This window comes from Streptomyces sp. NPDC102406, from assembly GCF_044765725.1.
Lineage (GTDB): Bacteria > Actinomycetota > Actinomycetes > Streptomycetales > Streptomycetaceae > Streptomyces.
Genome location: NZ_JBIWKP010000008.1, coordinates 36,986 through 52,652 on the forward strand (window position 1 = coordinate 36,986; position 15,667 = coordinate 52,652).

Genomic DNA, 15,667 nt, shown 5'->3' on the forward strand with positions numbered 1-15,667 from the left:
AACCCCCCGTATGCAGGACGCCGTGAGCGTAGAGGAGGCCGCGCCGTCCCGGAAGCCCCACCGACAGGAATGGCGTGCCTTCGATGCGTCCGGGATGCGCTCGTATGCTCGTTTCATGAGTGATCCGGACGCCGTATCCCAGCCGCAGGCAGACCGACCCACCGCCAACGCGATGCGCCGCGCGCTCAAACGGGCCAGGGACGGTGTCGCCCTCGATGTCACGGAGGCCGCCGTACTGCTCCAGGCGCGCGGCACGGACCTCGACGACCTCGCCGCGTCGGCCGCCCGGGTGCGCGACGCGGGCCTCGCCGCCGCGGGCCGGCCGGGCGTCATCACGTACTCCAGAAGCGTCTTCGTCCCGCTGACCCGGCTGTGCCGCGACAAGTGCCACTACTGCACGTTCGTGACCGTGCCCGGCAAGCTGCGGCGCGAGGGCCACGGAATGTTCATGTCGCAGGACGAGGTCCTCGACATCGCGCGCAAGGGCGCCGAACTCGGCTGCAAGGAAGCCCTGATCACCCTCGGCGACAAGCCCGAGGACCGCTGGCCCGAGGCCCGCGAATGGCTCGACGCGCACGGCTATGACGACACGATCGCCTACGTGCGGGCCATATCGATCCGGATTCTGGAGGAGACCGGGCTGCTGCCCCACCTCAACCCGGGCGTCCTGACCTGGACGGACTTCCAGCGGCTCAAGCCCGTCGCCCCTTCCATGGGCATGATGCTGGAGACGACGGCCGAGCGGCTGTGGTCCGAGCCGGGCATGCCCCACTACGGCTCGCCCGACAAGGAGCCCGCCGTACGGCTGCGCGTCCTGGAGGACGCGGGTCGCTCCTCCGTCCCCTTCACCAGCGGGCTGCTCATCGGCATCGGCGAGACGTACGAGGAGCGCGCCGAGTCCCTGTTCGCGCTGCGCCGCGTCGCCCGCTCCTACCACGGCATCCAGGAACTGATCATCCAGAACTTCCGCGCCAAGCCGGACACGGCGATGCGCGGCATGCCCGACGCCGAACTCGACGACCTGGTCGCCACCGTCGCCGTCGCCCGGCACATCATGGGCCCGTCGGGGAACCTCCAGGCCCCGCCGAACCTGGTCGACGGCGAGTACGCGCGCCTCATCGGCGCCGGGATCGACGACTGGGGCGGCGTCTCCCCGGTGACCATCGACCACGTCAACCCGGAGAAGCCGTGGCCCCGGCTGGAGGAGCTGGCGGCGCAGTCGGCGGACGCCGGGTTCGAGCTGCGGGAACGGCTGTGCGTCTACCCCGAGTTCGTGACCCGCGGCGAACCCTGGCTCGACCCGCGGCTCCTGCCGCACGTCCGCGCCCTCGCCGACCCGGAGACCGGACTCGCCGTCCCGGACGCCCCGGTGGTGGGCCGCCCGTGGCAGGAGCCCGACGAGGGGTACGTCGCCGCGTCCGGCCGCACCGACCTGCACCGCACCATCGACACCGAGGGCCGCACCGGCGACCGCCGCGACGACTTCGACGAGGTCTACGGCGACTGGGAGGCCCTGCGCGAACAGGCCGCGCCCGGCATGGTGCCCTCACGCATCGACGGCGACGTACGCGAAGCGCTGGCCGTGGCGGCCGACGACCCGACCCGGCTCACCGACGACCAGGCCCTCGCCCTGCTGCACGCGGACGGTCCGGCGCTCGACGCGCTGTGCGCGATCGCCGACGACATCCGGAAGTCGGTGGTCGGCGACGACGTCACGTACATCGTCACGCGGAACATCAACTTCACCAACGTCTGCTACACCGGCTGCCGCTTCTGCGCCTTCGCCCAGCGCCGCACCGACGCGGACGCGTACACGCTCTCCCTCGACCAGGTCGCCGACCGCGCCCAGCAGGCCTGGGACGTCGGGGCCGTCGAGGTGTGCATGCAGGGCGGCATCCACCCCGACCTGCCCGGCACGGCCTACTTCGACATCGCGAAGGCCGTGAAGCAGCGCGTGCCCGGCATGCACGTGCACGCCTTCTCCCCGATGGAGGTCGTGAACGGCGCGAGCCGCACCGGCCTCTCCATCCGCGAGTGGCTGACCGCCGCCAAGGAGGCCGGGCTCGACTCGATCCCCGGCACCGCCGCCGAGATCCTCGACGACGAGGTCCGCTGGATCCTCACCAAGGGCAAACTGCCGACCGCCACCTGGATCGAGGTCATCAAGACCGCCCACGAACTGGGCATCCGGTCCTCCTCCACCATGATGTACGGGCATGTGGACCAGCCCCGCCACTGGCTCGGGCACCTGCGCACCCTGGCCGGTATCCAGCGGGAGACCGGCGGTTTCACGGAGTTCGTGACCCTGCCGTTCATCCACACCAACGCCCCCGTCTACCTGGCCGGCATCGCCCGGCCCGGCCCGACGACCCGCGACAACCGGGCCGTCACCGCCATGGCCCGGGTCCTCCTCCACCCGCACATCCCCAACATCCAGACGAGCTGGGTCAAGCTCGGCACCGAGGGCGCGGCCGAGATGCTGCGCTCCGGCGCCAACGACCTCGGCGGCACCCTCATGGAGGAGACCATCTCCCGGATGGCCGGGTCCTCGTACGGCTCGTACAAGTCGGTCAAGGACCTGATCGCCGTCGCCGAGGCGGCGGGCCGCCCGGCGAAACCCCGCACGACGCTGTACGGGCCCGTCTCGGAGGAGCGGGTCCGCGCGGCGGCGGCCTCGGACGGGCATCTGCCGGAGTTGCTGCCGGTGCTGGGGGACTGACAGGGAGGGGCACGAGGTCGGCGGTCCGTTCGGTCGGTCCGGGTTCGTACGCTGTCGCGAAGTGGGCAAACTCTGTCTCATGTGACTTCAAGGGCGTCTCCGCGCATTTCACGTGAGGTCGCTTGAGTCGCGCGAGCGAACGTTGCCGGTCCGGCTCGGTCGATTACAGTGCTGCCCGGAGGAGGGGATCCCATGGGCGCACCGGTCGCCGCCGCCGTCTGGGGCCGCGTCGAGCAGCAGGACTTCCGCAGCCGGGTACGCGGCACGCTGCTCGGTACCGCGCTGGGCGACACCTTCGGCGCCCCGCTCACCGGCCTCTCCCTGGACGGGATCCGCGAGGCGCACGGTGCCGCCGGGCTCACCGGGCTCGCGCCCGCGTACGGGCGCACCGGGGCGGTGACGGCGGCGACGCAGCTCGCCCTGTTCACCGTCGACGGGCTGATCCGCGCGCAGGTGCGCCGCGACACCGGGGCCTGGCATCCGCCCACCGACGTGCACCGCGCCTACCTGCGGTGGGTCGCGACCCAGCGGGACTGGGGACCCGACGAGCGCCGCAAGGAAGACGGCTGGCTGGCCCGCGAGGAGTGGCTGTACTCGCGGCGCGGCGCCTCCCAGATCTGCCTGCTCGGGCTCGGCAACGACATCATGGGCACGCTGGACAAGCCCAAGAACCCGGACGCGGCGGGGCCGGAGGCGGTGACCCGCTCGGCGCCGTTCGGGCTCCTCGTCGGCTGGGAGCCGCAGCTCGTCCTCCAGCTCGCCGTCGAGTGCGCCGTCCACACCAACGGCGCCCCCGAGGCGTATCTCGCCGCGGGCGCCTACGCCGTCATCGTGCACGCCCTCGCGCGGGGCGACTCGTTGGACGCGGCCGTGCAGCGCGCTCTCGTCCTGCTCGCCGCCCGGCCCGGGCACCCGCCCGTCGTCGACGCGCTCAAGCACGCGGTGGGCGCGGTGCGGCAGGGCATGCCGAGTGCCGCGCGGGTCGGGGAGCTCGTCGGGGACGGCGGGGCCGTGGGCACGCTCGCCGCCGCCGTGTACTGCGCACTGGTCGGTGAGGACATCCGGCACGGGCTCGGGCTCGCCGTCCATCACGACGGGCCGTCGGCCGATGTCGGGGCCGTGTGCGGCGGGTTGCTCGGGGCGCTGCACGGGGAGACGGCGTTGCCGCCGGCGTGGGTGGCGGAACTTGAGGGGCGGGCGACGATCCTGGAGCTCGCGGACGACTTCGCGATGGAGATGACCCAGGGGGCGGCGCTGCACGGTCCCGGGATCTCTTCGCCGGGGTGGCTGGCGCGGTACCCGCGGATCTGAACCCTGGCGGGGGCTCCGCCGGTTGTGGCGGGGGTCGGGTCGGGCCGGGCTGGGGGCTCCGGGGGTCGGGCCGGGCTGGGGGCGTCGCCTGTCTCGTCGTGGGGCGGGGCCGTGCCGGGGTGCCTCCTCGGCCGGATCGGGTGCCTGGTCCTCTGAACGCCGGAGGCGGGTCGGCCGGTGCTGGGTGCCTGTGGTGTCCTGCGGGGGCACCCCGGCACGTCCCCTCCCGTTGCGACGCGAGCGCGGACCGGTGGGGGCCCGTGGTCCCGGCGAACTCGCGCCCCCGCGCCGGTGGCTCCGGGGCAAGGGGCGCGGGTGGTGTCACAGGCGTTGTACGTCGTCCTGGGCCGTTGCCGGGGTCGGGATGGCTGCCGCGCCTGTCTTATCGGGGCCGTCGTCGTCGGTGTTGAGGCGTTCGATCAGCGCGTCCCGCTCGGGGGTGTCCTCCGGTTTCACCCAGCCGATGACGATGTAGAGGACCAGCGAGACGGCCAGCGGGATCGAGACCTGGTACTGGAGCGGTACGCCGCCCTCGACGTTCCAGTTGATCGGATAGTTGACCAGCCAGAACGCGAACAGACCCAGCGCCCAGCTCGTGAGGGCCGCCGTCGGACCGGACTTGCGGAACGGGCGGAGCAGACCCAGCATCATCGGAATCGCGATCGGGCCCATGAGACCCGCGACCCACTTGATGACGACCGTGATGATGTCCTTGAACGTCGGCGAGTTGACCTGCGTGGCCACCGCCATGGACAGGCCGAGGAAGATCACCGTCGTCAGGCGCGCGGCGAGCAGGCCCTTGCTGCCGACCCACTGCTCCTTCGCCTTCTTCGAGAGCGCGGGCGCCACGTCACGTGTGAAGACGGCGGCGATCGCGTTCGCGTCGGAGGAGCACATGGCCATCGTGTGCGAGAAGAAACCGACGATGACGAGCCCCAACAGGCCGTGCGGCAGGAGCTGTTCGGTCATCAGGCCGTACGAGTCCGAGCCGTCGGGCTTCTGCGCCTTGACCAGGAGCGGCGACACCCACATGGGGAAGAAGAGGACGACGGGCCACACCAGCCACAGGATCGCCGAGAGCCGGGCCGAGCGCGTGGCTTCGCGGGCGCTGCCCGTGGCCATGTAGCGCTGGGCCTGGTTCAGCATGCCGCCGTTGTACTCGAACAGCTTGATGAAGAGGAAGGCGAGCAGGAAGACCGTTCCGTACGGGCCCACCAGCGGCTTTCCGTGACCGGCGAGCTCCGGCTCGTCCCAGACGCCGAAGATGCCGCCGAACGGGCCGAGCTTGGAGACGACGGCGATGAACATGGCGACACCGGCGATGAGCTGGATGACGAACTGGCCGAGTTCGGTCAGCGCGTCCGCCCACAGCCCGCCGATGGTGCAGTAGATCGCCGTGATGACACCGGTGATCAGGATGCCCTGGTTGATGGAGACGCCGGTGAAGACGGCGAGCAGCGTGGCGATGGCGGCCCACTTGGCGGCGACGTCCACGATCTTCAGCAGCATGCCCGACCAGGCGAGCGCCTGCTGGGTCTGAAGGTTGTAGCGGTTCTTCAGGTATTCGAGCGGTGAGGCGACGTGCAGCCGCGAACGCAGCCGGTTGATCCGCGGCGCGAACAGTTTGGCGCCGATGGCGATGCCGAGCGCGATGGGGAACGACCAGGTGATGAAGGACGTCACGCCGTACGTGTAGGCGATGCCGGCGTAGCCGGTGAACATCACCGCGCTGTAGCCGGACATGTGGTGCGAGATGCCGGAAAGCCACCAGGGCATCTTTCCGCCGGCCGTGAAGAAGTCGGAGACATCGTCCACACGCTTGTGTGACCAAATGCCGATCGCGACCATCACGCCGAAGTAGCCGATGAGCACGGCCCAGTCGAGACTGTTCATGTGCCCCCTCCAGGGGTCCGCCTTGTGAACGTTGCGGCTCTTCGTCAGTACGTCCGTGTCAGCGGGCGCCCCCGTGCGGGAGTGGGGACTTCCGGGATTGAACCGTCTGTTCGGTCAGCCGGTCAAGGGTCTAAGTGGTCACGGATGTGAACCGAGATCAGCAAGTCGAACGATTTTGCATTTTCGTTACCCGGTGGGGAGTTGTCGTGATCGTGACCCCGGCCACACCATGAGCGGGCACTTCGTCAGTAGCCGCACATACGTGAACGACCGCACGGGATGCGGGTCCCGTGCGGTCGCGTGAGGGAGGGAGGCGCCGTTGTCCGTGACGAGCGGGGGGCGCGGCGAGGTCAGCGCATCAACTCGCCCGCGTTCACCAGGAGTTGCTGGCCCGTGATGGCGCGGGCCCGGTCCGATGCGAGGAAGACCGCCGCGTTCGCCACGTCGCCGTCGGTGGCGAGCTCCGGCAGTGCCATCCGCTCGGTCAGCCGCGCCAGCACCTCGTCCTCCGACGCCCCCTCGGTGTGCGCGGTGAACTGGACGTAGGTCTGCACCGGCGGGCCCCACATCCAGCCGGGCAGCACCGTGTTGACCCTGATCCGGTGCGGTCCCAGCTCGCGCGCCATCGAGTACATCGCGCTGGTCAACGCGCCCTTCGACGCCGCGTACGCCGCCTGCCGCACCTGCGAGGGGGCGGCTATCGCCGACTGCGTCCCGATGATGACGACCGCGCCGCCGCGCTCCTTCAGGGCGGGCAGGCAGGCCCGGGTCATCCGCAGCGTGCCGAGCAGATTGACGTCGATAACCTTGCTCCAGGTCTCGAAGTCGGCGTCCGCCAGTCCGCCGAAGTAGCTGTCCCAGGCCGCGACATGGACCACCGCGTCCACCCCGCCGAACCGCTCGCGCGCGAGCGCCGCCAGGGCCTCGCACTGCCGCTCGTCACCGATGTCCGTCGACCGGTACGCGGTCCGGGCCCCGGACGGATCCAGCTCCGCCGCCACCTCGGCGAGGTGCGCCTGCGTGCGAGCTCCCAGCACCGCGTTGCCGCCGTCCCGCACCACCGCCGCCGCCACCTGGTGGCCGAGCCCGGCGCCCACCCCCGAGACGATCACGGTCTTTCCGGCGAGCGGCTCACCGTTTCCCATGGGGCGCCTCCCGAGTCTGGCGTACTTTCTGACGGAGCGTCAGAGTAGGGGTGCGGCACGGGGTTTGGAAGGCCGAGCGACGAGGTGAGTGGGAGTGGCGATGGACACAGGTTCCGGCACCCGCAGCGAGACGTACGCGGAACTGGCGGCCCTCGGACCCTACGGGGTACGGCCGGGACACGCCCTGATCACCATGGTGGAGCCGCACCCGGGACACGAGTACGCGTACAACCGCTGGTACGAGGACGACCACTACTACGCCGGGGCGATGGCCATGCCCTGGATGTACGCGGGCCGGCGCTGGGTCGCCACCCGCGATCTCCAACTCCTGCGCTTGCCCGAGAAGTCGGCGGTCGCCGAACCCGTCACCGCGGGCTGCTACCTCTCCACGTACTGGGTCACCGAGGGGCGGTACGACGACCACATGAAGTGGACCGTCGGCATCAACAAGCGCCTGAACCGCGACGGCCGCGTCTACCAGGACCGCACCCACGTCTTCACGGCCTTCCAGGACCACGAGGCGACGGTCTACCGGGACGGTGCCGCGGGGCCGCGCGACCTCCACGCCCTCGATCACCCGTACGCGGGTCTGGTCCTGGAGGTCATCGACGTGGACCGCGCCGAGCGGCGGCCCGCCGTGCTGGAGTGGCTGCGGTCGCGCCATCTGCCGAGGGCGCTGTCCGGTTCACCGGCCGCGATGGTCACGGTCTTCCGGCCCACGCCGCTGCCGGGCGACCGCATGAGCTACGTGAAACAGGTCGAGGGCGTCGACACCCGGTTGACCCTGCTGTGGTTCCTGGAGGCGGACCCGCGCGCGGCCTGGGAGGAACGGTTCGCCGGGCTCGGGGAGCAGGTGGCGGAGGCGGGGCTCGGGGCGCGGGTGGAGCTCATGGCACCGTTCGTCCCCACGGTGCCGGGCACCGACCGCTATGTCGATCAGTTGCGTTGAGCGAACGGCAAAGGCCGAGCCCCCTCGGCCGGGACGGCGGACCAGTCGAGAGGGCTCCTACGGTGTAGCTGGTGATGCGTATGAGGTTGTCGCGCCGTTCTCCGATCAGAACGTGCCCGTGCTCACCTCGTGCACGAACGCATTCCAGGACTCGGGGCCGAAGTCGATCGAAGGGCCCTGGGTGACCTTCGAGTCCCGCACCGCGATCGCGTGCAGCTCGGGCGACTTGACCTCTACACATGCGCCGTTCCCCGTGGAATACGAGGACTTGATCCAGGATTCCGTGGCGCCCTGCTGAATTGCCATGTTTGCTCCGGTCTAGCCAGTGGTCGAATGACATCCCCGCCCGGAGGTCCAGAGCGGTTCTCGCCAACGATGTTGTCTTGATGGCGTGATCGACGCTACTCGCCAACCCGAGCCCGTGAGACGAGCGTTCACCCGACCGGATGGCATATTCCATGTGAGTCTTCCATTCCTCCGAGGCGAAGGTGTACGGTGCGGCACCTTTGCCTCGGAGGCACGAAATCCGGCGGCCCCGGACAGGAATCCGGCCTTCCGGAGATCGTTCGGAAACGCCTCAGCGTGCGTACTCCTTGGCGATCTCCGAGATGAACTGTCGCGATTGATCCACATTCAGCGCCTGTGCCCGCAGATGCTCGTACATGACGCTGTACTTCTGTACGTCGTTGGCTTTCTCCAGGTACAGGTCACTGGTGACGCCCTCGATGTAGACCACGCTGGAATCCGCCGCGTCGGGGAACTCCAGGATCGCGTACTGCCCGTTCAGACCCGGGTGCGCGCCCATCTCGAACGGGATCACCTGCACTGTCACATGCGGCAGCCTGGACTGCTCGACCAGATGCTCCAACTGCTCGCGCATGATGTTCTTGCCGCCGACGAGCCGGCGCAGCGCCGCCTCGTCGAGCACCGTCCACAGGCGCAGCGGGTTCTCCGGTGCCTGGATGCGCTCCTGGCGCCGCATCCGGACCTGGACGCGCTTCTCGATGTCCTGCGCGGTGGTCTCCGGCAGCGCGCCGTTGATGAGCGCCTCGGCGTAGCCGCGGGTCTGGAGCAGGCCGGGCACGACCTGCGGATCGTAGACGCGCAGACTCGCGGCGTCGGTCTCCAGACCGATGTAGACGCTGTACGGGATGTCGCCGAAGGAGTGCCACCAGCCCTGCTGGCGCGAGTCCTTGGCCATTTGCATCAGGGAGTCAACGATGCGGTGGTCCTCGACCTCGTACACCCCGCAGAGGTCGCGTACGTCGCGCTGGCTGATGCTGCGCCGCCCGTTCTCCAGGCGGCTGATCTTCGACTGCGAGACCAGCAGGCGCTCGGCGACCTCCTCGGCGGTCATGCCCTTGAGCTCCCGGAGCCTGCGCAGCTCCTGGCCCAACCGGCGTCGCCTGACAGTGGGATTGACGTTGGACGCCACGGGACGTGCACCTCCGGCTGCGTGCATTTTTTTGTACGTTGCGTATTTGTACGTTACGTATCTGCTGTTGAGCAGATTGCCACTCACGGGCTCCCCGGCGCTGGGAAACAGCGGATATATGCGGGGCCGTACGCGGTGCACGCAGCGAAAACGCGACCGCGCGGGGCGATGGCCGGGCGTCCTTTGCTGCACAGACGTCCGGTTCATCGCCCCGCGCGGTACAGCGGCTCCCGGACCGGGTCTTGGGGACTGCGGTGCGGCGCTGTTGCGGGTGGTGCTGCTCGTGGTGCGGGTGGTGCTCGTGCTCGCGGGTGCCTAGTGGGCCACGGCGCGAGCCATCGAACCGTGACGCGGCTGCATCGGAACTCCCCTGGCGGGCTCCGGTGCACCCCTGCCCGTCGGGGCGGCGGGCGAGCGGCGTGGCTGAGCGGCCACTCCGTTCTGGACGTCCATCACGGCGTGCGCCACGAGGCCGCCCATGGGGTCGTGCCTGATCAGGTCCCGTAGCCGGGAGCGGGACGAGCGTCCCTCATTGCCCGGGTACAGGTGCTTGCCGAGACCGACCGCATGGGCCAGCGCGGCGAGCGCCGCGGTCCGTGGGTCCGGCGGAACGCCGGTCCGGATCGCTGAATCCAGCCGGGACCTGATCTCCCGGCTGATCGCCGTGTCCGTCGCCTGATAGCGAGTCGTCGGCAGTACCCCGCACATCTGGCCGGCCACGGCATGCACCATGCCGCACCGCTCCAGGTGCGAGAGGTAGGTCTGGCGCAGCCCGAGACGCGGCCCGCCAATCCAGTGGACCGCCCGCACAGGAGCGCCACGCCTTCGCAGCAACTCCAACGCGCAGTCCAGAGTCGGATCTCCGGTCGGCCGTGGTGCCACCACGGCGATACGATCCCCGTCTGGGGCTATCCGTCCGGCCAGCGCCAGCTCTACTAGCTGTGCTCCGGCCAGACCTAGGTCGAGCGACTGCGGCTGTGCGGTGGTACCCGTGGTCGGGTCCAGCGCCAGCAGCAGAAGCTCCTCCGGAAGTGTTCTGCGGCTCCTGCCCATCCATGCCTCCCCGCGTGGATGAATGACAGGGTGACCCCTCTCACATTGGTCTGTCGAGAGTGCGTGGGGGCTTTGGGTGGGAACCGGCAGGTATGTCGTTCTCGTCTACCACGGGGGTTAAGCCCCCACACAGGACACTGGTACATGGTTCGGACAGGGCCAGGCGGGCCGGGACAGGATCGGCCTGCCCGGCGCTTGGTGGTTGTGAGCGGTCGAGGAGGCATCGGTGGCGGGGACCCCCGACAGGTCGGGCGAAGAGCAGAGGGCGTCGGGCGGGCCGGCCCGGGGCGGACGGGACCCGCGCGTCTCGATGGCGCGGGAGACTCCGTCGGGGTCCGGTGTGGATCAGGCGACGGCGGTGTTCTCGATCCGTGACGTCGCGGCGGCGGACGAGGGTTCCGGGAAGGACCCCGACCCCGGGTCCCCCGCGACCGGCGACAAGGGTTCCGCCCCCGCCGAGGAGCCCGGTGACGCACGGCTGAGGGCGGCGGTGGCGGCCTGGGTCTCCAGCGACCCCAAGGAGGCCGACAACGCCGCTGAGGGCGGCGAGAGCGCCCCTGGCGAGGCGAAGACGGAGCCGAGCGGGGACGCGGAGCGCGAGTCCGACTCCGGCCCTGGGACGCCGGAGACGGGGGCGGCGGCTGAGCCTGCCGCGCCTGCCGATACGGATGCGGCCGAGGCGGCGGCGGAAGCGGCTGTGCCGAAGGGTGCGGCGCCTGCCAGGGGGGCGGCGCCCGAGGCCGCGACGCCCGAGGAGGGCGCGGCCAAGCCGGAAGCGGCTGAGTCGAAGGATGCGGCGCCCGCCAAGGTCGGCGGCGCCGAGGGTGAGGCGGCCACGCCGGAAGCGGCTGAGCCGACGGACGCGGCGCCCGCCACGGGGGCCGCGCCTGCCGAGGACGCGACGCCCGGGGCCGACGCGGCCACGCCGGAAGCGGCCGAGCCGACGGACGCCGCGCCTGCCAAGGGGCCGACGCCCGCGAAGGTCGGCGACGCCAGGGGTGAGGCGGCCACGCCGGAAGCGGCTGAGCCGACGGACGCGACGCCTGGCAGGGGGGCGGCTCCTGCCAAGGACGCGACGCCCGGGGCCGACGCGGCCACGCCGGAAGCGGCCGAGCCGACAGGCGCCGTGCCTGCCAAGGGGCCGATGCCCGCGAAGGTCGGCGACGCCGAGGGTGAGGCGGCCACGCCGGAAGCGGCCGAGCCGAAGGACGGGGTGCCTGCCAAGGAGGCTGCTCCCGCCAAGGGGCCCATGCCCCCGAAGGCCGACGACGCCAAGGGGCAGGCGGCCAAGCCGGAAGCGGCCGAGCCGACGGACGCGACGCCCGCCAAGGGGCCGACGCCCGCCAAGGACGCGACGCCCGCCAAGGCCGACGACGCCAAGCCCAAGCTCCCCGCAGTTGCGGATGCGAAGCCCGCGGAGTCGAAGTCCAGCACCGCTGACGAAGCCAAGGACGCCAAGGACGCCAAGGACGCCCCGGCCGACAAGCCCGTCCCTGCTGACGCCAAGGCCGACAAGCAGACCTCCGCCGACGTCAAGGCCGACAAGCCCGCCCCCGGTGCCGGCGGTCGCGGCAAGGATCAGCCCACCGCCGTGTTCAAGGCCGTCGCGCCCCCGGTCGATCAGCCGACGACCATGCTCAAGGCGCCTGGCACCCAGACGCCTGGGGCGAAGGCGCCCGGCACCCAGACGCCTGGGACGAAGGCGCACGGCGCAAGCGCGCGGGTCGAGGAGAGTGAGGCTGAGCGGACCAGCAGGTTCGTGCCGCTCAAGCCGCTCGACGACAAGGCCGCACAGGACACCCCGGGCAAGAAGGCGACCGGTCGACCGGCGGAGCCCCCCGTTGCGGAGCGGACCACCCAGCAGCCCCTGCCGCCCAAGCCGCCGCTGGACCTGCTGGCCGAGCTGACCAACACCCCGCCGCCCCCGGAGACCCGGGTCCGTACGACCGTGCGCCGGGTCAAGATCTGGACGCCGCTGGTCCTGCTGCTCGTCGTCGTGTTCGCAGTCGTACAGGCCGTGCGCCCGCTGCCGACCCCGACCCTTGACCTGACCACGCGGGAGACCGTCTCCTTCGAGGGCGGCAAGCCGTCCGTGCCGTGGCCCGGCCAGGGCCAGGCGGCGATGGACGTGAACGGCATCGGCACGTTCGGCACGTCCGGCGACCAGAAGCCGGTACCGATCGCCAGTATCGCCAAGGTCATGACCGTCTACCTGATCCTGCGCGACCACCCGCTGAAGCCGGGCGAGAAGGGCCCGAAGATCCCGGTCGACGCCGCCGCGCAGAAGCACTACGAGACCGGCAAGGCCGAGAAGGAGTCGGTCGTGAAGGTCACCGAGGGCCAGCAGATCAGCGAGTACGAGGCCCTCCAGGCCGTCATGCTGCCGTCCGCGAACAACATCGCCAAGCTGCTGGCCCGCTGGGACGGCAAGAGCTCGTCCGAGGACGCGTTCGTCGACAAGATGAACAAGACCGCCGGTGAGCTGGGGATGAAGAACACCACGTACACGGACCCCAGCGGCCTGGACAAGACGACCGTCTCCACCGCCACGGACCTGGTGAAACTCGGCCGCGCCGCGATGGAGAACCCGGTCTTCAAGGAGATCTCCCGCCAGCCCGACTACATCGACCTGAACGGGGAGAAGCAGAAGAACTTCTTCGGCCTGGTCCCCACCGCCGCCATCGGCATCAAGACCGGCACCACCACCGCGGCCGGCGGCAACATCCTGTTCGCCGCCGAGAAGCAGGTCGACGGCAAGACGCAGACGATCATCGGCGCGGCCCTCGGCCAGTACGGCCGCAACGGTGTCGCCAACATCGACGAGGTCACCGAGGTCGTCAAGAGGCTGATCCAGTCGGGGCAGGGCGCGCTGACCGCGAAGAAGATCGTCAAGAAGGGCGACGTCGTCGGCCGGGTCGACGACGGTCTGGGCGGCACGACCCCGGTCGTCGCCACGAAGGACGTCTCCGCCGTCGGCTGGTCGGGGCTGACGGTCCGGCTGAAGCTGGACGAGCAGAAGGGCAAGACGCTTCCGAACACGGCGAAGGCGGGCACCCAGGTCGGCGTCCTGACCGTCGGCGACGGCAAGAACGACACCGACGCCGTCGAGGTACCCGTGGCGCTCCAGAAGGACCTCGCCGAGCCCGGGTTCGGCGCCAAGCTCCGCAGAATCGGCTGATCAGCAGGGCGAGAGCCCACCCGAGTGCCCGCCGGTCATCGACCGGCGGGCACTCTGCCGTTCACTCGTCTCACTCGTCGTCGGTCGGGCAGCGGGGCGCGCTCTTGCCCGAGGGCCGGCCGCCGTAGGCCGAGCTGATCCGGACCGTGCCCGGGGCCTTCACCGTCAGCCGTGTGAACTCGCCGGACGGCGCCAGGCATCCGGTGTCCGCCCACAGCCACGGCGAGTAGGCGATCCGTACGGTGACGGTGCCCGCCTTCGGCATCGACACGATCAGATTGGCCCCGTCGGAGCTGGCCACCGAGGCGGGCGGGTCCACGAGGGGCACCGCGTCCCGCACCCGGTAGATCTGCCAGTTGGCGTCGTGCCACACCCGCTTCAGGTAGGGCGGCTCGCTCATGACCAGGGCGTGCTCCAGCTTCGCGGGGCCGTCGGGCGCCCCCTTGGGGAGCACCACGAAGCCCACGGCCCAGTGGTCGAGCCAGGCACGGTAGGAGGCGGAGGTGAACGAGCCCTCGGGCACGTCCGTCCCGCCGTGGCCGTCATAGAACAGGGGGCCGCGTTCGACGTCGGCCTGCCGGTTCCAGCCGCGGGCCATGTTGATGTACGGGGCGAGGATGGCCGCCTCGCGGTGGTCGCGGGCCGGGACGACCTCGACGCGGGTGCGGGAGGCGCCCAGTCGCTTGAGTTCGTTGACGACACCGCTCGTCTGCACGGCCCAGGCCGGGACCTTCGTGTTGGCCCCGATGTCGGCGATCGTCTTGCCCGAGAGCCAGGTCAGGGAGAGGGCCAGGGCGAGGACGCAGACCGCACGCAGCCGCCGGGGTGTGAACGGTCCGCCCGTCGGGGACCCGTCCGCGGCGCGGTGCGACCAGTACGCCGCGATGGCCAGCAGGGAGGCAGGCGCGGCCAGCTCCGTGAGGCGTTCGACGTTCGTCCCGATCGGCGAGGTGACGAAGAAGGTGAGGACCACCCCGAGCGCGTACACGGCGGCGCCCCACCTCAGCAGGCGCCACGCGCGCGGCGCCGTCAGCAGGATCACGGCACACAGCAGGACGGGTGGCCATATCCGTCCGAACGGCATCGGTTGCACGCCCTTGAACGGGAACAGCCACGTGGTCACGGCGACGACGACGACCGGGGGGGCCAGCAGGGACGCCGCCCGGCGCCAGTCGCGGGTCAGCAGACAGGCCGCGCCGACCACGACGAGGAAGAGGCCGGCGACGGGGCTGGCCATCGTCGAGACCGTCGCGCACAGCGCCGAGGCCGCGACGCGCAGACCGCCCTGCCGTCCCTGGGCGCCCAGGTCGCCCTGTCCGCCCACGAGCACGACGACCGCCGCGAGCCCGAACGTCACGCCGAGCATGAACGTGGAGCGCCCCGACACCACCTGGCACCACAGACAGAAGGCCGCCACCAGGGCCGGTGCCAGCGGTCTGCGGAGCTTGCTGTGGAGCATCAGCGCCCCGGCGAACCACGAGGACGCGAGGCCGGACAGCAGCGTCATCGGGACGACACCGATGGCCGCCATCACGTAGGGCGAGATCACGCTGTAGTTCGCCGTGTGCAGACCGCCGTACCAGAACAGGTTGTACGCGTATCCCGGGTACTGCCGCGCGAACTCCGCCCACGCCACCTGGGCCGCGAGGTCGCCGCCGCCGGTCGCGAAGACCGCCCACCACAATCCGTACAGCGGCACCGCGCACGCGGTGACCAGCAGCGGCACCCGGTTCCGTGTGTGCCAGGGGACGGGGGCCTCCGCGGGGCCGTCGAGGTCGAGGGGGTCGCTGGGGGCGGGCAGTTCCGTGGAGTGCACTGAAGCGTGTCCGTCTCGGTCGTGGTCGGAGAACCTGGTCAGTTCGGTAGACGCCGGCCACCGCTGAAACGATGCCTGGCGTCAGGCACGTGTCCGGGGCACTACCGAAGAGTGTGCCGTTCGCGGGTGACCGGCGCGCACAGGCCCGCGGCAACCGCCCCCGGCAGT

General features: G+C 70.8%; 10 protein-coding genes. 4 read left to right on the forward strand and 6 right to left on the reverse strand.

What is annotated here, in order from left to right:
* Positions 1–115 precede the first annotated feature (115 nt).
* Positions 116–2,719 carry a bifunctional FO biosynthesis protein CofGH gene (locus ACIRF8_RS27655; protein WP_404218884.1) on the forward strand — a complete coding sequence of 868 codons (2,604 nt, stop codon included), beginning with the start codon at positions 116–118 and terminating at the stop codon, positions 2,717–2,719.
* Positions 2,720–2,911: 192 nt separating this feature from the next.
* Complete coding sequence (locus tag ACIRF8_RS27660) at positions 2,912–4,030, forward strand: ADP-ribosylglycohydrolase family protein (protein WP_404218887.1); 1,119 nt, start codon at positions 2,912–2,914, stop codon at positions 4,028–4,030.
* 321 nt (positions 4,031–4,351) lie between these two features.
* Here the strand turns inward: ACIRF8_RS27660 and ACIRF8_RS27665 are convergent, their stop codons facing one another.
* Positions 4,352–5,923: a sodium:solute symporter family protein gene (locus ACIRF8_RS27665; protein ID WP_404218889.1), complete on the reverse strand. Its 1,572-nt coding sequence runs from the start codon at positions 5,921–5,923 to the stop codon at positions 4,352–4,354.
* Positions 5,924–6,273: 350 nt separating this feature from the next.
* On the reverse strand, positions 6,274–7,068 hold the full coding sequence (locus ACIRF8_RS27670) for an SDR family oxidoreductase (RefSeq protein WP_404218891.1): 795 nt from the start codon (positions 7,066–7,068) through the stop codon (positions 6,274–6,276).
* 100 nt (positions 7,069–7,168) lie between these two features.
* Here ACIRF8_RS27670 and ACIRF8_RS27675 point away from each other — a divergent pair, with 100 nt between their 5' ends.
* Positions 7,169–8,017, forward strand: coding sequence for a hypothetical protein (locus ACIRF8_RS27675; RefSeq protein WP_404218893.1), 849 nt, complete (start codon positions 7,169–7,171; stop codon positions 8,015–8,017).
* A gap of 105 nt (positions 8,018–8,122) precedes the next feature.
* Here the strand turns inward: ACIRF8_RS27675 and ACIRF8_RS27680 are convergent, their stop codons facing one another.
* From ACIRF8_RS27680 to ACIRF8_RS27690, 3 genes are all read right to left on the reverse strand, one after another.
* Complete coding sequence (locus ACIRF8_RS27680; RefSeq protein ID WP_404218895.1) at positions 8,123–8,323, reverse strand: DUF397 domain-containing protein; 201 nt, start codon at positions 8,321–8,323, stop codon at positions 8,123–8,125.
* 271 nt (positions 8,324–8,594) lie between these two features.
* Positions 8,595–9,452 (reverse strand): helix-turn-helix domain-containing protein, encoded by an 858-nt coding sequence (locus ACIRF8_RS27685; protein WP_404218897.1) that lies wholly within the window; start codon positions 9,450–9,452, stop codon positions 8,595–8,597.
* A 315-nt stretch (positions 9,453–9,767) separates the two neighbouring features.
* A complete protein-coding gene (locus ACIRF8_RS27690; protein WP_404218899.1) occupies positions 9,768–10,505 on the reverse strand; it encodes a GPP34 family phosphoprotein in 738 nt (245 codons plus the stop codon).
* A gap of 340 nt (positions 10,506–10,845) precedes the next feature.
* Here ACIRF8_RS27690 and ACIRF8_RS27695 point away from each other — a divergent pair, with 340 nt between their 5' ends.
* Positions 10,846–13,683, forward strand: coding sequence for a D-alanyl-D-alanine carboxypeptidase (locus ACIRF8_RS27695; protein WP_404218901.1), 2,838 nt, complete (start codon positions 10,846–10,848; stop codon positions 13,681–13,683).
* Between the two features lie 70 nt (positions 13,684–13,753).
* Here the strand turns inward: ACIRF8_RS27695 and ACIRF8_RS27700 are convergent, their stop codons facing one another.
* The gene (locus tag ACIRF8_RS27700) at positions 13,754–15,409 is read right to left on the reverse strand and encodes a hypothetical protein (protein ID WP_404219354.1); all 1,656 of its coding nucleotides are present in this window, start codon (positions 15,407–15,409) and stop codon (positions 13,754–13,756) included.
* Positions 15,410–15,667: the final 258 nt, after the last annotated feature.